General features: G+C 63.4%; 18 protein-coding genes and 1 other RNA gene. 6 read left to right on the top strand and 13 right to left on the bottom strand.

Going from position 1 to position 19234, the window contains the following annotated elements; genetic code table 11:
• Positions 1-80: 80 nt before the first annotated feature.
• The 4 genes from hflC to AC0L2V_RS11695 form a co-directional block, all read right to left on the bottom strand.
• Positions 81-1040 (bottom strand): protease modulator HflC, encoded by a 960-nt coding sequence (hflC, locus tag AC0L2V_RS11710; RefSeq protein WP_473520130.1) that lies wholly within the window; start codon positions 1038-1040, stop codon positions 81-83.
• Entirely contained in the window at positions 1040-2149 is a 1110-nt protein-coding gene (hflK, locus tag AC0L2V_RS11705; RefSeq protein ID WP_287219119.1) for an FtsH protease activity modulator HflK, read from the bottom strand. Before hflK ends, hflC begins: the two co-directional genes overlap by 1 nt.
• Positions 2150-2291: 142 nt before the next feature.
• Positions 2292-2810 (bottom strand): dihydrofolate reductase, encoded by a 519-nt coding sequence (locus AC0L2V_RS11700; protein ID WP_473520129.1) that lies wholly within the window; start codon positions 2808-2810, stop codon positions 2292-2294.
• Positions 2810-3817 carry a DUF4424 domain-containing protein gene (locus AC0L2V_RS11695; RefSeq protein WP_473520128.1) on the bottom strand — a complete coding sequence of 336 codons (1008 nt, stop codon included), beginning with the start codon at positions 3815-3817 and terminating at the stop codon, positions 2810-2812. Before AC0L2V_RS11695 ends, AC0L2V_RS11700 begins: the two co-directional genes overlap by 1 nt.
• Before the next feature lie 450 nt (positions 3818-4267).
• Here AC0L2V_RS11695 and cobF point away from each other — a divergent pair, with 450 nt between their 5' ends.
• Positions 4268-5041, top strand: coding sequence for a precorrin-6A synthase (deacetylating) (gene cobF / locus AC0L2V_RS11690; RefSeq protein WP_473509071.1), 774 nt, complete (start codon positions 4268-4270; stop codon positions 5039-5041).
• 27 nt (positions 5042-5068) lie between these two features.
• On the opposite strand, the gene AC0L2V_RS11685 is transcribed toward cobF, so the two are convergent.
• The 6 genes from AC0L2V_RS11685 to AC0L2V_RS11660 form a co-directional block, all read right to left on the bottom strand.
• Positions 5069-5410 (bottom strand): winged helix-turn-helix domain-containing protein, encoded by a 342-nt coding sequence (locus AC0L2V_RS11685; RefSeq protein ID WP_023798788.1) that lies wholly within the window; start codon positions 5408-5410, stop codon positions 5069-5071.
• An 87-nt stretch (positions 5411-5497) separates the two neighbouring features.
• Entirely contained in the window at positions 5498-6610 is a 1113-nt protein-coding gene (gene modC, locus AC0L2V_RS11680) for a molybdenum ABC transporter ATP-binding protein (protein WP_473520127.1), read from the bottom strand.
• Positions 6607-7311: a molybdate ABC transporter permease subunit gene (gene modB / locus AC0L2V_RS11675; RefSeq protein ID WP_027153742.1), complete on the bottom strand. Its 705-nt coding sequence runs from the start codon at positions 7309-7311 to the stop codon at positions 6607-6609. Before modB ends, modC begins: the two co-directional genes overlap by 4 nt.
• Positions 7312-7324: 13 nt before the next feature.
• On the bottom strand, positions 7325-8119 hold the full coding sequence (gene modA, locus AC0L2V_RS11670; RefSeq protein WP_473520126.1) for a molybdate ABC transporter substrate-binding protein: 795 nt from the start codon (positions 8117-8119) through the stop codon (positions 7325-7327).
• Between the two features lie 202 nt (positions 8120-8321).
• Positions 8322-9116 carry a thymidylate synthase gene (locus AC0L2V_RS11665; RefSeq protein WP_287176385.1) on the bottom strand — a complete coding sequence of 265 codons (795 nt, stop codon included), beginning with the start codon at positions 9114-9116 and terminating at the stop codon, positions 8322-8324.
• 198 nt (positions 9117-9314) lie between these two features.
• Positions 9315-9626, bottom strand: a complete 312-nt coding sequence (locus AC0L2V_RS11660; protein ID WP_287071461.1) for a DUF2853 family protein — start codon at positions 9624-9626, stop codon at positions 9315-9317.
• Between the two features lie 171 nt (positions 9627-9797).
• Here AC0L2V_RS11660 and ssrA point away from each other — a divergent pair.
• Positions 9798-10154, top strand: a transfer-messenger RNA (tmRNA) gene (gene ssrA, locus AC0L2V_RS11655).
• A 148-nt stretch (positions 10155-10302) separates the two neighbouring features.
• Here ssrA and AC0L2V_RS11650 read toward each other — a convergent pair.
• Positions 10303-11508 carry a multidrug effflux MFS transporter gene (locus AC0L2V_RS11650; RefSeq protein WP_473509077.1) on the bottom strand — a complete coding sequence of 402 codons (1206 nt, stop codon included), beginning with the start codon at positions 11506-11508 and terminating at the stop codon, positions 10303-10305.
• A gap of 153 nt (positions 11509-11661) precedes the next feature.
• On the opposite strand from AC0L2V_RS11650, the gene AC0L2V_RS11645 reads away from it, so the two are divergent.
• The 4 genes from AC0L2V_RS11645 (at position 11662) to AC0L2V_RS11630 (ending at position 13515) form a co-directional block, all read left to right on the top strand.
• Entirely contained in the window at positions 11662-12351 is a 690-nt protein-coding gene (locus AC0L2V_RS11645) for a TetR/AcrR family transcriptional regulator (protein WP_023798781.1), read from the top strand.
• A gap of 118 nt (positions 12352-12469) precedes the next feature.
• Positions 12470-13003, top strand: coding sequence for an SspB family protein (locus AC0L2V_RS11640; protein WP_473509079.1), 534 nt, complete (start codon positions 12470-12472; stop codon positions 13001-13003).
• Between the two features lie 18 nt (positions 13004-13021).
• A complete protein-coding gene (locus AC0L2V_RS11635) occupies positions 13022-13267 on the top strand; it encodes a DUF4169 family protein (RefSeq protein WP_473509081.1) in 246 nt (81 codons plus the stop codon).
• Between the two features lie 20 nt (positions 13268-13287).
• On the top strand, positions 13288-13515 hold the full coding sequence (locus tag AC0L2V_RS11630; RefSeq protein WP_027153750.1) for a ribbon-helix-helix domain-containing protein: 228 nt from the start codon (positions 13288-13290) through the stop codon (positions 13513-13515).
• Positions 13516-13534: 19 nt separating this feature from the next.
• Here the strand turns inward: AC0L2V_RS11630 and AC0L2V_RS11625 are convergent, their stop codons facing one another.
• The gene (locus tag AC0L2V_RS11625; protein ID WP_473520125.1) at positions 13535-17557 is read right to left on the bottom strand and encodes an AsmA family protein; all 4023 of its coding nucleotides are present in this window, start codon (positions 17555-17557) and stop codon (positions 13535-13537) included.
• Between the two features lie 94 nt (positions 17558-17651).
• Complete coding sequence (locus AC0L2V_RS11620; RefSeq protein WP_287291548.1) at positions 17652-19064, bottom strand: FAD-binding oxidoreductase; 1413 nt, start codon at positions 19062-19064, stop codon at positions 17652-17654.
• Positions 19065-19234: the final 170 nt, after the last annotated feature.

The following is a 19234-nucleotide window of genomic DNA, read 5'->3' as shown; positions in this document are numbered from 1 at the left end:
CTTTCCGAAAATCGATTCCGATTTTCGGGGTCATGCGCGAGAACCAGGCCTATTGCCGCCAGAAAGTCCTGCACCGGCCGTTACTGACCGGTGCCTGGCTGCGCTGTCGGTGCAGCGGGTGCACGGGGCACCGCTGCTGCACCAGGCGCTGCCGGCGTGTCCGCGCCGGCGGGATTGCGGAAGAAACGGAAGAAGTCCGAATTCGGCGACAGCACCATCGTCGTCCCGGTACTGTTCAGCGCCGTGCCGTAGGCATTCATCGACCGGTAAAAGTCGAAGAAGGCTGGATCGCGCTGGTAGGCGTTCGCGAAGGTGGCGCTGCGTTGAGCTTCACCTTCACCGCGCAGGATTTCAGACTCTCTCCGTGCCTCGGCGACGATCTCCACCACTTCGCGGTCGGCGCGCGCCCTGATGCGCTGCGCCGCCTCGTTGCCGCGCGCCCGCAGCCGCTCGGCTTCGGCCAGACGCTCAGCCTTCATGCGGTCATATGTCTGTTGCGAGACTTCCGCCGTCAAATCGGTCCGGCGAATGCGGACATCCTCGATCTGCAGGCCGAGCGACGTGGCGTCGGGCCTCAGCTGATCGCGCACTTCGCGCATCATCACGGCTCGCTCTTCCGAGAGCGCCGCCTCGAAGTCGCGCAGACCGTAGACACGGCGCAAGGCGGCGTCGAGACGCGTCCTCAAGCGTGCCTCGGCCAGCTCGATCTGGCCGGACACCGCGGAGCGAAACACGCGCGGATCCGAGATCCGATAGGCGATGAAGGCGTCGACCTCATAAAACTTGCCGCCCGAAACCTGGACGCGGATGTTGTCGAGGTCGAAGCGCAGCACCCTGTTTTCGATCAACTGCACGCTGTCGGCATCGAAGAAGGCGAACGGCGCCTTGAAATAAATGCCCGGCTGGCTCTTGACGTCGACGATCTCGCCGAACCTGAGCACCAGTGCCTGCTGGCGCGCATTGACAACGAAGACCGACGAATAGAGCAGGAACAGGACGACCGCGGCGATGACGGCGATGATGGGAAGACGGTTGGCCATCACTGGTTTCCTCCCAGCACCGGCGCCGGCGCCGGCGCGTTCTGCTGCAATGCCGGCAGCGGCAGATAGGGAACGACCCCTGGTCCGCTGCCTTGCTCGATAATGACCTTGCTGGAATCCTTCAGAACCCTCTCCATCGTTTCCAGATAAAGCCGCTGGCGCGTCACATCCGGCGCCTTGGCGTATTCGTCATAGACCGAGATGAAGCGCTGCGCCTCGCCTTCGGCCTCCTGCACGACCCGGTTCTTGTAGCCGGCCGCCTCCTCGCGGATCTGTGCGGCCTCGCCGCGCGCCTGGCCGAGCTTCTGGTTGGAGTACTGGTTGGCCTGCTCGACGAACTTGTCCTCGTCCTGTTCGGCGCGCTGCACCTCGTCAAAGGCGTCGGCCACTTCGCGCGGCGGTGCGGCATCCTCGATCGAAATCGCGTTGACGTTAAGGCCGGCCTTGTAGCCGTCCAGCGTCGTCTGGATGATTTCGCGCACGGACGCTGCAATGCCCTCGCGATCGTCGCGGAAGATGTCCTGCGCCGGCCGCCGGCCGACCGCTTCGCGCATGGCGCTTTCGGCGACCTGGCGCAGCATGCCGTCGGGATCGGACACGTCGAACAGATAGGCCCTCGGATCGGAGACCTGATAGGCCACCGAGAACTGGACGTTGACGATGTTCTGGTCGCCCGAAAGCATCAGCCCTGAACCGTTGCCGGAGGCCGTGCCGCCGCCGATGTTGACGAGTTGTTCGGCAATGACGGCCGTCTCGACCGTCTCGATGGGCCACCAATGGAAATGCAGGCCGGGCTGGGAGAACTCTGCCTTTGGCACGCCGAATCTGAGTTCGACCGCAACCTCGTCGGGCTGCACGGTATAGACCGCCTTGAACGCCCACAGCGCTAAAAGCGCCGCCGCGATCAATCCGAACACGGCTGGGCTGGCGCCAGCGCCACCCGGCAAAGCACGCCGCAACCTGTCCTGGCCGCGCCGAATGATGTCTTCGAGATCGGGAGGCGAGCCCTGCGGACCGCTAGGCCCCTTTGGTCCCTGCCCCCAGGGTCCAGGATTGTTGCCGCCGCCCCATGGGCCGCCGCCTCCGCCGCTTTTGTCATTCCAGGGCATAAATGTCCTTTCGCTCCCTCATGCGCCGGCCTGACGACGCAAAATCCGGTGTTGTTCTTCTATAGGGATGCGACGGCGCGCTTTCAACGCGATCGGTCGTCGTCACCGCCCGTTTTGGACCGTCGCGACCCTTTACCGTCTCTCAATGCACGTCGCGGCGTCGCTCGTAAACCGAATAGCGTGTCGCATGACTATCCTTTTCACCGGCCGGAACGTCCTGCGAGCGGCCGATGCGCCACAAATCCGGGTCGATCGGCGGGAAATGCGCGTCGCCGTCGACCGCGGCAAGGACATGGGTGACATGCAGGCGGTCGGCCAGCGGCAGCGCCTGGGCATAGATCTCGCCGCCGCCGATAACGCAGATTTCGTCGGCGCCGGCCATGCAGCGCCCGCGCACCTTGGCCAGGCGGATCGCCTCGTCGAGCGAATGCACGGTTTCGACGCCCTCGGCGCGCCAGGCCTTGTCGCGGGTCACCACGATATTGAGCCTGCCAGGCAGAGGCCGGCCGATGCCTTCATAGGTCTTGCGACCCATGATGACAGGTTTGCCCATTGTGTCGGCCTTGAACCGCTTGAGATCGCTAGAAAGCCGCCACGGCAAACCGCCATCGCGCCCGATCACACCGTTTTCGGCGATGGCGACATAGATCGCGACGTCCATCAGCCGCCGCTCCCGCCCGAAGGTGCCAGCAGCAATATGTCGATGTCGTGCTCAGGGTAGAAATTCTCTGCCGTCATCTCGAAACGCGTCGGCCCGACTTTCCTGACGTTTTCGCCACAGAACGAGACCAGGTTCTTCGGATCGCCCTTGTCGACGGTCAGCTTGAACTTGCCGATCGAGCCAGTCGCCCAGTTGCCGCCAGTGGTCAGGACATAGGCGATGCGGTTTTCGAAATATCTCGGGGTGCCGTCGGGATTGCCCTTCGCCGCCTTGCGAATCGCATTCTCGAACGTGCCGTCCATGCAGTAACGGGTCTTGTAGGCGGCGTATTGGCCCTGGAACTGGCCGTCATAGAAGAAGCTGACCGAAGAGGTGCCGCCGACGCTGGGTTTGTAGCGATGGGCGACGCGAACTGCCTTGTTGGCTGGAAAGCTCGAGCGCCACCAATAGGTCGAGCGCAATTGCCAGAACGGCACATGGACGGTTTTCATGCCCGAACCGTCGTCGGCGGTATCCTCGATGATGAGGCCGCGGTCGACCCAGTCGTCGGCAACCGCTTGCGGCAGCTTCGCCAATGCCGCCCTTGCCGCATCGCCGAACGGGTAGAACGGCACGTTCTGCGACTCGAGATCGGCACTGATGTCGATGCCGAGCGCAAATGCCTTCTGCTCGAGCTGCGGCTTTGCCGCCACGCCGTCGATCGTCACCTCGAAGCCGAGGAAATTGTCGCTCTGGCCGTCGGGAATTGCCGGCATCTCGTTCGGATCGCCTTCGATGTCAGGCATCGGAAAGGCGACGATCGCGTCGACATCCTTGTCGGTGATGTTGCGGAAGACATAGTCGACCGTCACCTTTTCCGGCGAGATGTAGAGGTCCTCGCTCTCCATGGCGACCGCGTCGCTGCGCGACAGGATCAGGCCGCCCGTCCCCAATTCGGCGATCGAATCATTGGCGAACACGGGCGTGGCCGAAAGCGCCAGCGCGGCGGTCAGGACATAACGGAACATGGAAGCTCCCTGGGCGAGATGCCGCTATGACTCTATCGCATCGGCCCGAAAATCGGAATCGATTTTCGGTAAGCACGATGCGACGATTAAAGGTGCTAGAGCGTACTTTGCGCGTCCAAGTGGACGCGCGTCGCTCTATCGCATCGGCCCGAAAATCGGAATCGATTTTCGGAAAGCACGATGCGACGATTAAGGTGCTAGAGCGTACTTTGCGCGTCCAAGTAGACGCACGTCGCTCTATCGCATCGGCCCGAAAATCGGAATCGATTTTCGGAAAGCACGATGCGACGATTAAAGGTGCTGGAGCGTACTTTGCGCGTCCAAGTGGACGCGCGTCGCTCTAGACGTTTCAATGTGGAGTTTCAAAGCCCTTCCGCGCTTGCCCACATGCCATGCCGACCTGCCGGGCCAGTCTGGACAGCGACGTTCCGATCGGGCAGGAGATCGCCCATGCGCAAGCTTCTCGTCATCGGCATCGGCGCCGGCAATCCCGACCACATGACCGTGCAGGCGGTCGACGGCTTGAACCGCGCCGACGTGCTGTTCATTCCCGACAAGGGCGCAAAAAAGAACGATCTCGCAGAACTGCGCCGCCAGATCTGCGATCGATTCGTCACCAATCCAAACTCGCGCCGGGTCGAATTCGACGTGCCGGTGCGGGCCGAGCCAGCGCCCTCCTATCGCTCGGCCGTCGATGACTGGCACGAGGCGATCGCCGCGATCTATGAAAGCCTAATCCGCGACGAGCTTTCGCAAGATGGCTGCGGTGCGTTCCTGATCTGGGGCGATCCCTCGCTCTACGACAGCGCGCTGCGCATCCTGGAGCGGGTGCGCATGAGAGGCAATGTCGCGTTCGAGCTCGAGGTGATCCCCGGCATCACTGCCGTCCAGGCGCTCGCCGCCAGCCACAAGATGGCGCTGAACCGCATCGGCGATGCGGTTCAGATCACCACCGGCCGCCGGCTCACCGAGGAAGGTTTGCCCGACAATGCCGGCAGCACCGTCGTCATGCTGGACGGCAAATGCGCCTTCAACACGCTGGACGACAACGACCTCCTTATCCACTGGGGCGCTTATCTCGGCACGCCCGACGAGATCCTCATTTCCGGCCGCCTTGGCGACGTCGGCGACGAGATCGTCAGGACCCGCGACGAGGCGCGTCGGAAAAAAGGCTGGATCATGGACACTTATCTGCTGCGCAAGCCCGGCGAGCCGGAGGAGTAGGCTCCGCCGATACAGGTTCCACCGACCTCACCCGGCATCGATCTCCGCCTGTAATGCTTCCAGATGCGCCGCCGCCGCGGAAGCCGCAGCCCGTTCGATGGCGCGAAAGCGGCTGACCACCGCAAGCCCCGCCGGCGTCAACTGCGCGCCGCCGCCCTTTTTTCCACCGGTCTGCGCCGCGACCAGCGGCTTGCCGAACACCCGGTTCATGTCCTCGACCAGATCCCAGGCGTGTTTGTACGACATTTCCATGCCGCGCGCCGCCGCCGAGATCGAGCCGAAGGCGGCGATCTGCTCCAGAAGCTCGATCTTACCCGGCCCGATGCGCCCTTCTGGATCGAGGTTTATCCGCAAGCTCAGCGACGGCATTCTCTCCTCCGCAGTCCCGCCATCCATCCTAGAAGCTCTCCGGCGCTACCGCTATTCCAAAATGATATAGCGACGATCATCCGCGGGTCATCCATCCGCCTCGACTGGCAGGCCGGCGCTCATGTTCGCCGGGTCGAAGCTAACCGTCTTGACCACCGCGTAGACCTCTCGACCAAGCCGGAGTTTCAGCGTCTGTCGCGATTGCTCGGTGATCCGGGCAAGCACGGTTGCGCCATGGCAGTCGATGCCGATCTCGACTGCGGGACCCTCGCCCGGCGCCATCGTCACGATCATGCCCTGCAAGATGTTGAGCGCGCTGAGACCCGTCGGCTGTTCGGTGGCGATCATCACATCGCGGGCACGGATGCGAATGCGCATCGGCGCACCGACCGGCACCGCCAGAAGCGGCACGCGGATCTCGCCCGCCACCGAGCCGAGCACGGTCATCCCAAAGACATTGTCGTGGCGCAGCACCGCGGTATCCAGCACCGCGCCGCCCTCGCCGCGCTCCTCCGCCGGCAACAGGTCGAGCCGCTGCATGATCGCCCCGGTCGGGCCGCAAGCAGCGACTTTGCCTTGCGCCAGCACAACGACGTCGTTTGCCAGCCGCGCGACCTCTGAAATCGAATGGCTGACATAGACGATCGGGATTGTCGTCTCGTCGCGCAGCCGCTCGATATAAGGCAGGATTTCTGCCTTGCGGGCCTCGTCGAGCGAAGCCAGCGGCTCGTCCATCAGCAACAGTTTCGGGCTGGCGAGCAGCGCCCGGCCGATCGCCACGCGCTGTTTCTCACCGCCGGAAAGCTTTGCCGGCCGCCGGTCCAGCAATGCACCGATGCCGAGAAGGTCGACCACCGCATTGATGTCCGCATAGCGTTCGGCCGTCGGCGTGAACCAGCGGCCGTAGCGCAGATTGCTGGCCACGCTCATATGCGGAAACAGCCGCGCGTCCTGGAACACCATGCCGATGCGGCGCTTGTGCTTCGGCACGAACCGACCCGCATCCGTATCGACCAGCACGCGGCCGTCGGCCTCGATCCGCCCCTTGTCCGGCCGGATCAGGCCCGCAATCATGTTGATCAGCGTCGTCTTGCCGGAGCCCGAGGGCCCGAACAGCGCGGTCAGCCGCCCCGCGCTCTCGAAGCGGGCGTCGACCTCGAAGTCGCCGAGCCGATGGCTGATGTCGACCACGACCGTCATTCGATATCCATCCGCCTGCCGACGCGCCGCGCCAGCACCTCCGATGCGACAAGTGCTGCCATCGAGATGACGATCGAGATCAGCGTCAGCCTGAGCGCGCCGGCATCGCCGCCCGGCACCTGCGTGAACGTGTAGATCGCCGACGGCAGCGTCTGCGTCTGGTTGGGGATGTTGGAAACGAAAGTGATTGTTGCGCCGAATTCGCCCATCGCCTTGGCGAAAGACAGGATCGCACCGGTAATCAGGCCGGGCAGGATCAGCGGCAGCGTGATCGTCCCGAACACCCACAACGGATTGGCGCCAAGCGTCCCGGCCGCCGCCTCGATTCTGCGGTCGACCGCCTCGATCGACAACCGGATCGCCCGCACCATCAGGGGAAAGCCCATGACAGCGCAGGCCAATGCGGCACCCGTCCAGCGAAAGGAGAAGACAATGCCGAAATGCTCGGCCAGAAACGCCCCGACCGGGCCTCGCCTGCCGAAGGAGAGCAGCAGCAGATAGCCGATAACCACCGGCGGCAGGATCAACGGCAGATGCACCAGCCCGTTGAGCAGCGTCTTGCCCCAGAATTGGCCACGGGCAAGCACAAGCGCGATCAATATGCCGGGCGGCAGGCTGGCGACCATCGCCACTGTCGCCACCTTGATCGACAGCCGGACCGCGTTCCATTCGTCGGGAGTGAGGTCCAGCAACCAATCCATCTTTTGGCGTGCCTCAGTTGCTCGGCGAGAGGACCGTAAAACCTTGCGCCTTGAAGAGCTCGCCTGCCTTGGCGGATTGCAGGCACTTTAGGAATGCCGACGCATGCTTGTCCTTCGAATCCGCGATCTGGGCAACCGGGTAGACGATCGGCGGGTGCGAATCCTGCGGGAAGGTGCCGATCACTTTGACGCCGGGCTCGGCATGCGCGTCGGTGGCGTAGACGAGGCCGAGCGCTGCCTCACCTGTGGAGACCAGCTTGAGCGCGGCACGCACGTTCTCGGCCTGCGCCAACTTGTCTTCGATCGAGGACCAGACGCCGAGCGATACAAGCGCCGCCTTGCCATATTTGCCGGCCGGCACCGCCTGGAAATCGCCCATGGCAAGCCTGCCGTCACCGATCAGCCCGGCAAGATCAAAACCCTTTTCGATCCTGGTTTCGACCGTCGAATCCTTCGGCGCCACCAGCACGATCTGGTTGCCGAGCAATTTCACCTCGGAACCCGGCTTGGTCAGCTTCTTGTCAGTGAGATAGTTCATCCAGTCGCGATCGGCCGAGATGAAGACGTCGGCCGGCGCGCCGCCCTCGATCTGCTTGGCCAATGCGGAGCTTGCCGCATAGGAAATGGTCGCCGCCTCGCCGACATCGGCGGCGCAGGCGGTGTTCACTGCATCCAGTGCGTTCTTCATGCTTGCGGCGGCAAAGACGATCAGCCTGTCATCGGCATGGGCAACCGGCATGGCGGCGATCAATATCGCAAGACCGCCAATGGCGGCCGCCTTCAATCCGAAACCCTTGCGCACCAGCATGAAACTCTCCCGGGGCTTGAAATCCGATCGGCGCGACCCTGCCAGTCGATATATCCGCCTGAATATAACAAGGGAAGGTTTTTTGCCAGACTTTGGCCCAATGGCCCGCCGACGGCACTGCATGGCACCGCCACCGCTCGCGGGCGGACGACACAGCACCGGCGAGCAATTTGAGACAAAGCAAAAAGCCCGATGTTGCGGCTCACACCGCGATGGGCGCCTTGATCGTCGCATCGGCGAGGTAGTTTTCCAGCCGGAAATCTTCGAAGCGGAAGGCAAAAAGGTCCTTCACCTCCGGATTGATCCATAGCGTCGGCAGCGCCTTGGGCGTGCGCTGCAACTGTTCGCGCGCCTGCTCGAAATGGTTTGCATAAAGATGCGCATCGCCCAGCGTATGGACGAAATCGCCGGGCTTCAGCCCCGTCACCTGCGCCACCATCATGGTGAGCAGCGCATAGGAAGCAATGTTGAACGGCACGCCGAGAAAGATATCGGCGGAACGCTGGTAGAGCTGGCAGGAGAGCCTGCCTTCCGAGACATAGAACTGGAACAGGCAATGACAGGGTGGCAGCGCCATGGCTTCCACTTCGGCCGGGTTCCACGCCGAAACGATCAGGCGTCGGGAATTAGGATTCTTGCGTATCTCCTTCAAGAGATTGGCAATCTGGTCGATGGCGCCGCCATGGCCGTCCGGCCAGGAGCGCCATTGCTTGCCGTAGACCGGGCCGAGGTCGCCATTCTCGTCGGCCCATTCGTCCCAGATCGAGACGCCGTGGTCGTTGAGATATTTGATATTGGTGTCGCCGGCCAGGAACCACAGAAGTTCGTGCACGATCGACTTCAGGTGAAGCTTCTTGGTGGTGGTGACCGGAAAGCCGCGCGCGAGGTCGAAGCGCATCTGGTAGCCGAACACCGAGCGCGTTCCGGTGCCGGTGCGGTCACCGCGATCGGCGCCGTTTTCCAGCACGTGCTTCAACAGGTCGAGATATTGGCGCATCGGCGATTCGGTGGCTCGATTCGGGTTAGGCAATCATAACCGACTGGCTGCCGGCCGAATATGTCAAAACGGCACCAGAGTCGCTTTCTCTTACCGGTCGTTTGCGCCGCCCTCATTGCCCTGCCGGGCAATTCTCCCCGTATAGTGACGGGGAGGAAGAGCTGCCCGCGTCAGCATCCGCAAATTGACATGCGATGCTCAGAGGCTGGCGAGCTTGCCCAGCTCCTTGGCGACCAGGTAATAAAAGGTCACCCGGCTCTTGGTGTTATCGGCCTCCATCGCCTTGCAGGTCTTTTCGATGGCCGCGTCCGCCTTGCTGCCGTCGTCGACGCCGAGCTTTTTGGCAACCCAGCTGGCCTTGACGCGACCGAGTTCGTCGGGATCCGTGCAGGAGACCAGCGAGGAATCCCGATTCCTAAGCGCAATGCCCAAATGCTTCACGACCTTGGCGACCGCGTCGGCATCCGCCGCGGCGTCGTACTTCTTCACGTCTGCGAGATAATCGGCCATCAAATTTTCCCCTCGTCGGCGCCACGAGATCCAGTCGATGAGGGTTGTGGCGCGCTGCCGCAAAATGTGCGCTAGTCGGTAACTCCTCACCGCCGCAAAGCTTCGGTTGAGAGCGTTGACAAGTCAAGCCTTTGGCGATGCTGTTTGAGACAGCGGACAAAGCATCATTGAGGCCTTTCATTTTTCACGATCGGTCCCTATATCTGTTTCGTCGGCTCGACCGACTATGGCGATAAACAGGCGATGAAATAAGCCGTTCGGACCCGGGGGCGGTACCCGGCGCCTCCACCAAAAACCGCTCTGCGAAGAGCGGCTTTTGCTGGGGGCGAAATAGGATCGACGAAGGTGTAAAGATCGTACTTTTGCCCGGCATTGTACCACCGTTATCGGGCTGAACTTATAGTTGCCAACGACAACTATGCGGAAGCACGTCTCGCCGCGTAAGCGGTGCGATAGCTTCAAATCAAGCCCTAGTGGTTCGCACTTCTAGGCGGGGTTCGGAGGTACCTGGCAACAGAAACCTCCACTTCTCCTGCTTCGATTCCAACTTTCCCTCCGATCCCCATCTCACCTCGATACTGTGACGGCAGCAGGCTTGCTGGCCGCGCCGCCGCGCCCAGACGTGAAAAAGGCCGGGACTGACCCGGCCTTTTTCATTGCTCTCACTGGAAAGCATCTATTCTGCCGGCGCTTCGACAACCTGCCGTCCGCGGCCGAGCGTCACCTTGGCCAGCGTGAACGAGATCACCGCGCAAAGCATGATGCCGGCCACCATAGGCAGCGGCGTGCCGTCGAAGAACACCCCGGCGATGCCCATGGCGACCGCGCCGATGGCGAAGTGCAGGGTGCCCATCAGTGCCGAGGCCGTGCCGGCGATCGCGCCATGCTCCTCCATGGCCAGCACCGAAGTCGCAGGGATCACCAGGCCGAGGAACCCGTAGCCGACGAACAGCAGCGCCGCCATGACGTCGAGCCGATCGACGCCGGACGCCATCACCGCGAACAGCACCACCATCGTCGTCGCATAGCCGGCCACCGCGACCCGCACCACCGGCCTCAGCCCGAACCTTTCGGACAGCGTTCCCGTCAATTGCGACATGCCGATGAAGGCGACCGCGTTGATCGAGAAGAACACGCTGTAGACCGACGGCGACAGCCCGTAGTGTTCTATCAGGATGAAGGAGGAGCTCGACAGATAGACGAAGAAGCTCGCCAGCCCGAAGCCGCCGATGGCCGCCAGGCCAAGGAAGTTGCGGTCGCCGATCAGGAAGCGATAGGCCGACAGCGCAGTGCCGAACGAACTGCCTGCACGCGCCTCGACCGGCCGCGTCTCCTTCAGCGAGGTCGCCAGCAGGATGGTGGCGAGCACCGCCCCACCGGTCACCGTCCAGAACACGGCACGCCAGCCGAAATTCTCGATAATGACGCTGCCGGTGAGCGGCGCCAGGATCGGCGACACCGAAAACACCAGCATCAGGAGCGACATCAGCTTGGCAGCTTCGGTGCCGGTGTGCAGGTCACGCACGATGGCGCGCGGCACCGCCATGCCTGCACTGGCGCCGAGCCCTTGCAGAAAACGGAAGGCGATCAGCCATTCGACCGAGGGCGCCAGCGCCGAGCCGATGCCGCCGACCATGAACAGGGCGAGGCCGCCATAGAGCGGCAGCTTGCGCCCGACCATGTCGGAGATCGGTCCGACGACGATCTGGCCAAAGCCCATGGACAGAAAGAAGATCAGCAAGCTCATCTGCACGGCTGCGGTGCTGGCCTGCAGATCTGCGCCGATCGAAGGCAGTGCGGGAAGATACATGTCGATGGCGAACGGACCGATGGCCGATAACAGGCCGAGCACAACCGCGATGCGGAGGAATTGGGGATTCATGATAGCGGGCTTCTTTCAATCTGGTTGCCGACCGGCGTGTAATCCTGGGACGTCCCATCCCGTGGAATTCCTGCAGGGGGGAATTCCTCTAAATCTAAGTCCATAAATTTAGACACTCTTGTCTAATTCGTCAATCACCTATATATAGTTTTCATGAAGCACGACGTTTCTCCTGACAGCATCCCGCCACGCGGCCATGAGGCAAAGCGCGCCTCGATCATGGACGCTGCCGGCGAGGTGTTCTGCCGCGAAAGCTTCGCCGGCGCCAATATCGACATGATTGCCGCCGAGGCCGGCGTGTCGCGCCAGACGATCTACAATCACCATGGCGACAAGGAGAAACTCTTCGTCGCCATCGTCCGCGACCTCACCGAGCGCTGCAATGCCGGCATCTTCGCCACCATTTCAACCTTTCCCGACCAGCCGAAGGATCTCGAGGCCGATCTGATCGCCTTCGCCGTGCGCATGACCCGCAACTGTATCTGCAGCCGCGACGGAAAGTTCCTGCGCAAGCTGATCCAGACCGAGGGCGAGCGCTATCCCGAGCTGTTTGCCGAATGGCGCGAACTGGGACCGGGCAGGACATGGCCGGCGATCGCCGCCCGTTTCGCCCGCCTCGCCCATGCCGGTTTCCTCGACATCGAGGACCCCGATGTCGCGGCGCGCCAGTTCCAGGCCCTCGCCAATGCCGAATTGCAGACGACCTTCATGCTCGGCGGCACGCCGACCGATGATGAAGTGCTGCAATCCGCGACACATGGCGTGCGCACCTTCCTGCGCGCCTTCGCCAAGCGGCAGCCGGCGGCCGATGCGCAAAAGCACAGCGCGCTCGCTGGCGCCTAAGCGATAAAATCTGAGGCATGCCCTCTCGCATCTGTGCTGCCGGCATCTATATCCGGTTTACGCCGCGCTCAAGCTTGATTACAGCTATGCGGACGATTCAACGGAACCCGACAGCGACATGGCCGACGACCACATTCGCTACGACATTCTGGCCCAGGAGGCACTGCGCGGCGTCATGCGCAAGGTCCTGGCCGAAGTCGCGCGCACCGGCCTCCCCGGCAACCATCATTTCTTCATCACTTTCCTGACCGGCGCCCCCGGCGTGCGCGTGTCTTCCCGCTTGCGGGAGCGCTATCCCGAACAGATGACCATCGTCATCCAGTTCCAGTATTGGGACCTGAAGGTGACCGACACCGGCTTCGAGGTCGGGCTGTCTTTCTCCGACGTGCCGGAAAAGCTGGAAATCCCGTTCTCGGCCGTGCGCGGCTTTTACGACCCGTCCGTCAATTTCGAGCTCGAATTCGACGTGAAGACGGAAACCTCGGCAGACGGGGAATTGACCGGCAAGCCCGCTTCCGAACCGCTGGCCGTCGTCGCCGAGAAAAAGCCCGAGAAGAAGAAGACCGCTGAGGCCGAAAAGAAGCCGGCCGCAGCCGACGCCGCCGCCAAGGGCGCCGAAGTGGTGTCGCTCGACGCCTTCCGCAAGAAGTGATCCGACGGGCCGCGCGACATGGCCGACATCGTCAACCTCCGCCAGGCCCGCAAGCAGAAGGCACGAGCCGAGCAGGAGCGCCTGGCCGAACAGAACCGGGCGCTGCACGGCCGCTCCAAGGCCGACCGGGAGCGTGACCGTTCGATCGCCGACAAGGCAGAAAAATTTGTCGCCGGCCATCGCCGCGAAACCTCGGGCGATGCGGATTGCCCTGAAGTCAGACCGAAAAATGCGGCGGGGTTTTCGGATAAGTCCGATGCCTGAAGTGAAATGAGTCAGGTCCGGTGAGCCCGGTCGAGAAACGCTCGGTGACCATTCGCGGCCATCGCACCAGCTATTCGCTCGAAAAGCCGTTTTTCGACGATCTCGTCGCCATCGCCGCCGCACGCAAACTGACTCTCGCCGCCCTCGTCGCCGAAATCGACGAGGCCCGGCCGCGCGATGCCAACCTGTCCTCGGCGCTCAGGCTCTACGTCCTGGATTGGGCGAAGCGAGGGATGAATCCGGTCTAGCCCGGATGGTTAGCTGGGGCTATCCGCCGCCCAGCGACTTCAGCAGATTGTCGATCGACGAGGGTTCAAGCGTGGGTTTTGGCGCGGGTCCTGATGGCGGCGGGTTGTCATTGGCCGGCGGCTGACGCGCCCGCTCGATTTTCTGCGCCTGCTCGGCGGCGGCCCTGCGCTCGGCGTCGAGCCTTGCCTTTTGTTCCGCAGCGATCCGCCTCGCCTCTTCCGCCCGCCTCGCCTCTTCCGCTTTCCGCCGTCGCTGTTCCTCGGCCTTCGCCGCCTCGTCCGCCGCTTTTTGCGCCGCCTTGGCTCTCGCTTCGGCATCCGTCTTAGCCTTGGCCTCGGCTTCAGCCTTGGCTTTAACCTCCTCTTCAGCCTTCGCCTGCGCCTCGGCTTCGGCTTTAGCCTCGGCTTCAGCCCTCGCCTGCGCATCCGCCTTGGCCTTCGCCTCCGCTTCGGCTTTAGCCTTTGCCTCGGCTTCGGCTTTCGCCCTGGCATCCGCTTCGGCTTTCAGCCGCGCCGCCTCCTGCTGCTTGCGCAATTCTTCGGCTGCCCTGTCGCGCTCGGCTTGCAGGGCCGCGTAGTAACGCACCTCGCGTCGCAACCGCTGTTTTTCAAGCAGCGCCGCCTGCATCGCCTCGACCCGCTGCTGCTCCTTTTCCAGTGCGCGCTGGGTCAGGAACTGCGCCAGCGGCTCACTGTCGAATCGCCGCTTCGCGGCGCCGAACGGTCCGTCGACGCTGAAATTCACGGTCGGGTCGGAGCCGACCAGCGCTTCGTCGCCGGGCCGATAAATGATCGAGCCACTGGCAGCGACCTTGCTGGCCTTCAGGTCCGCCGTGATGTCGGCCGACAGCGTCGCCGCCGGATTTTCAAGATTGACCGGCGGCGCCCTCAGCGTGCCACCGGCGATTGTGAAGGCGATGTCGGCATCCCCAGCCGGAAAACTGCCATCCGCGGCGATCTGCGGCGCGAAGCCGGCGGTCTTGGCCGCGTCGATATCGCGCCCAATGGCGTCAGCCTTGGCGATGAAGGCGCCAAAGGCGTCGGGATTGACGCCGGCAATGGTCAAACCTTTCAGCGCCGCCGTGCCGGAACCGGACAGCGCCGCAACCATTGCATCGACCGATTTGCCACTGGTCGAGAGCGCCGCCGAGAAATCGCCGGTTCCGCTGATGCCAGTCTCGGGCAGCACTGTGGCCAGATCGGCGCCGGCAAGTTTCAGCTGGCCGGAGAAAAACCCGGTGCCGTCATTGTTCTTCAGCTCGAACAGTCCGGAAAGCGCGCCGCCGGCGAACTTTGCCTTGAGGTCCGAAACGCGGATGCCTTCGTGGTCGAGCTTCAGCGAAAGCGCCGCGTCATAGGCCGTGGCCAACGGGCCGGCGACCAGCGACGCCGTGGTCAGGTCGAGTTCGGCGGTGAACGGCAGGATGGCTTTCTGGCTGAATGGGGCGGCCGGCCAAGCCTTGCCGGAGCCCAGAAAGGCCTGGTCGCCAAACAGTGCCACCGCCATCGGGTCGAGATCCAGATCATCGAGCGCCAGCGCGCCGGCAAGATGCGGCAGCCCGTCGGTGACGCCGACATTGAGGTCACCGGAAACCGCAGCCTCGTTGATGGCGCCGCTCAGACTGGACAGCACCAGACGGCCGTTGCCGAAGTCGGCGTCGGCCGCAAGCCAAGTCGACATGCCTGTCCCCAGGCCCGGCAGTCCGACGCCTGTCGTCATCAGCCACGGCTCGATGTCGGCGGCTTCCAGGTTGATCTTGCCCCTGGCGGTGGCGCCTTGTGGCGCGCTGGCGATCGTCCCGTCGAAACCGGCTTTGAAATCGTCGCCGGTCAGGTTGAAGCTCGTCGCCATGCCGCCGCCAAGCGTGCCATTCGCCGAAACATCAGTGGTCGCCTCGCCAAGCATGCCGAGCGGCAGCGCCGGCAGGCCGTAAAGCGCCAGAAGCGCGGTGGCGTCGGTATTCTTGGCGTTGAAGGTCAACGACACCGGCGCCTCGAGAAGCCGATCGGCCAGTCCTTTGCCGGACAGCGATGCTGAAAACGCCGAGCCGCCTGCCCTGCCTTGCGCGCTGACCGCCAGTCCCGTCGTGCCGTCGCCATTGGCGGCGGCACTTGTCACCAGATCGATGCGCGCATTCTGCAACAGCTCGGGATAGGCGGCGACACGCCCCGCCAGCCCTTTCAGCACGGCATTGTCGGGATAGTGCTTCGCCGCGACATCGACCAACGGCTTGAGATCGACGGCGACCACAGAGGCATCGAGCTTGCCGGTCGGGCTCGCTGGGAAATCCTTGATCCGACCGGTGGCGCTGATCGAGGCGCCGGCAAGTCCGCCGACCGAGAGCCGGTCGATTTCAAGCAGCCCGTCGCGCAGCCTGAGCGCCGTATCGACCGTATCGGCGGTCAGTCCGCCGGCGCTGACCGGCCCGGCCTTGATCTGGAAATCGAGGTCGCGGTCGGAAAATCGGTTGGCGCCCTTGTCGCTGATGAAGATCGAGGCGAAGGCGGCGAGCCCGTCGACGTCGAGCTCGCCGCCGTCGAGCCGCATCAGCACCGACGGCCTGGCGTCTTCGCCCTGGCTGGAATCGATGCGGCCGGAAAATTTCGCCTTGCCGAGAACGAGTTCGAGGTCGCTGAAGGCCTGGCGGTTCCCGGACAGGTCGACCCTGGCCTTGAAGCCGGCGGCCGGAAGCCGGCGGATCGCCTCGTCGACATCCTTCGACAGCCAGGCGGCGAAGCCGGAAGGCTGCCCCACGGCCAGAAGCAGCGAACCGCTGAAGCCGAACTGATCCTCGAGACTGAGCATGCCGTTTGCTTCCAGCCTGGCACGGCCCGGGAGCGTCGCGCCCAGCGACTTCACCGACCAGCCAGCATCGGCCGGCTCGGCCGAAAGGCGCACGTCACGAACCGTCGTGTCGCCGGCCACTACCGCCGGCAGCTTCACCTCGACGGTGCCCGGTATGGTCGGCTTGGGCAGGGCGAGCAGCGCCTGCTCCAACGCCGCGACGCGCTCCGACAGCGTCAGTCCGGTCGCGGCGCCGACGGCTTCATCGAACTGCACCTGAGCGCCATCGGCCTCGATTGAAAAGCGAGGGTTCGGCCCAAGGTCGACGGCAGCCTTGCCGTCGGCGGTGTAGGGATTGTCGAGTGGTCCGGTCTCGAAGCGGAATTCGTCGACGCCAAGCTTCCGGTGGTCGAGCGAGAACTTGCCGTTCAGCCTGAACCCCGGTTCCGCCTTGCCGGCGCTGGCCTTCTCACCGTCGGTGCCGTCAAGCTGTGGCAAACGCTTGTCGGCGCCATTCCTGTCAGAGCTTGTGACCCTGAACTGGCCCGAATAGATCGCGGCCCCGTCGACAATGCCGGCATTGCCATCCGCTTCGATGACCAGCGGATAGGCGTCTGGGTCGGCCTTGAGCCTGAGCCGCAATTGTCCGTCGCCACTGGCCTTGCCGGTGGAGACGACGACCGTGCTGCGCAGGCCGTCGAGCCGCAGCGAACCATCCATCCGCCAGGGTCCGGCCAGCGATCTGGCAGAGATTGTCGAATTGATCTCGGAAAGACGATGGCTGCGGCCGCCGGCGGCATGGCGCAGCGCGATCTCTCCGTCGGTCACCGTCAGCTTCTCGATCGAGATCTGGCTGGGATCGTAGGGTGAGGACGGGCGTATCGCCCAGTCGACCGTGCCGTCGGCGGCAATGTCGATCGTCGCCTTCGGCCGCACCAGCCGCATGTCGAAGATCAGCACCTCGCCGCTCAGGAAGGGCGCCAGTTCGGCATCCATCGAAAAGGTCTCGACGGTCATTGCCGGCCGGCCGCCGGGGCCGCCGGCGACAGTGACATTCGAGAAGGTCACCGAGGGAAACGGCAGCAATTTCGCCGTTGCATCGCCCTGAACGGTGACCTTGCGGCCCAGAATGGCGCTCGCCTCGCGCTCGAAATCGGCCCGGTAGCCCGTCCAGTCGATAAAATACGGCACCACCAGCGCCGCACACAGCACCAGCACGAAAAAGCCACCGAAGATCACGAACAAGCGTGCGAGCATCAACCCCCAAGCAGTTGATTGAAAATCAGCCGCACTCTACCCGCATCAGCGTGTCGATAAAGAGGCAAATCGATCGCCCCAAAAGCAAAAGACTTTAGTCGGCCGGCAGTATCTTCCCAGGGTTCATAATGTTCTGCGGATCGAGCGCCTGCTTGATCGTGCGCATGATATCGACGCTGTGGCCGAGTTCATGGCGCAGGAAGCCGATCTTGCCTTGTCCGATGCCGTGTTCGCCGGTGCAGGTTCCATCCATGCCGATCGCCCGCATGTTCAGCCGCGCGACAAACTCTTCCGTCTGCTTGATTTCCTTCGGATCGTCCGCGTCCATCAGCACCAGCACATGGAAATTGCCGTCACCGGCATGGCCGACGATCGGCGCGATCAGCCCCATCTCGGCGATGTCGGCCTCGGTTTGCGTAACGCATTCGGCAAAGCGCGAGATCGGCACGCAAACGTCGGTCGACAGCCCCTTGGCGCCCGGCCGCAGCGTCAGCGACGACCAATAGGCGTCGTGCCTGGCCTTCCACAGCTTCGTCCGTTCCTCGGCGACGCTGGTCCACAGGAATGGTCCGCCGCCATAGTCTTCGGCGATCGTGCCGAAGGTTTCGGCCTGCTCGTCAACGCCGGCGTCGCTGCCATGGAATTCGACGAACAGGCACGGGCTTTCGGGATAGTCGAGTTTCGAATAGCTCTTCATCGCCCGCATCTGCAGCGCATTGACCAGTTCGATGCGCGCCACCGGAATGCCCATCTGGATTGTCGCGATCACCGCATTGCAGGCCGCCTCGACGCTGGGAAACGGACAGACGCCGCCGGAAATCGCCTGCGGAATGCCCTGCAGCTTAAGCGTCAGCTGGGTGATGATGCCGAGCGTGCCTTCGGAGCCGATCAGGAGCCGCGTCAGATCGTAGCCGGCCGAGCTCTTTTTTGCGCGCTTGCCGGTCGTCACCGTCTCGCCGTCGGCCATCACCGCCGTCAGCGACAATACATTCTCGCGCATCGTGCCGTAACGCACCGCATTGGTGCCCGACGCCCGCGTCGCCGCCATGCCGCCGAGCGATGCATTGGCGCCCGGATCGATCGGAAAAAACAGGCCGGTGTCGCGCAGGTGCCGGTTGAGATCCTCGCGCGTCACACCGGGCTCCACCGTGCAATCGAGATCCTGCGGGTTGACCGCTAGGATGCGGTTCATCCGCGACGTATCGACAGAAATGCCGCCGCCCGGCGCGTTGGTGTGGCCCTCCAGCGAAGAGCCGACGCCGAAGGCGATCACCGGCACGCGGTGCGCGGCGCAGGCCGACACGATCTCCTGCACCTCCGGTGTCGTCTCTGGAAACGCCACGCCATCCGGCGCCTGGGTTGGAATATAGGTGGTGGTATGCGCGTGCTGGGTGCGGATCGCCTGGCCGGTCTGGAACCGTTCGCCGAGCCGCTGCTTGAGGATGCCGAGCACCGCGGCGATGCCTTCTTCGTTGCGCTCGACCGGATTGAGGTCGCTCAGAGCCATCTATTCCTCCGCGAATGGACCAACGTCCACCCTTGTTATGGACTTATGGATGCCTATCGCATCGGCCCGAAAATCGAAATCGATTTTCGGAAAGCACGATGCGAAGATTCAATGTGCTAGAGCGTACTTTGTGCGTCCAATTCGACGCACGTCGCTCTAGTCTCCCCGAC

The organism is Mesorhizobium sp. WSM4814, assembly GCF_055811595.1.
The sequence above is the reverse complement of the archived record's forward strand: the minus strand, read 5'-3'. Positions and strand labels throughout refer to the sequence as shown.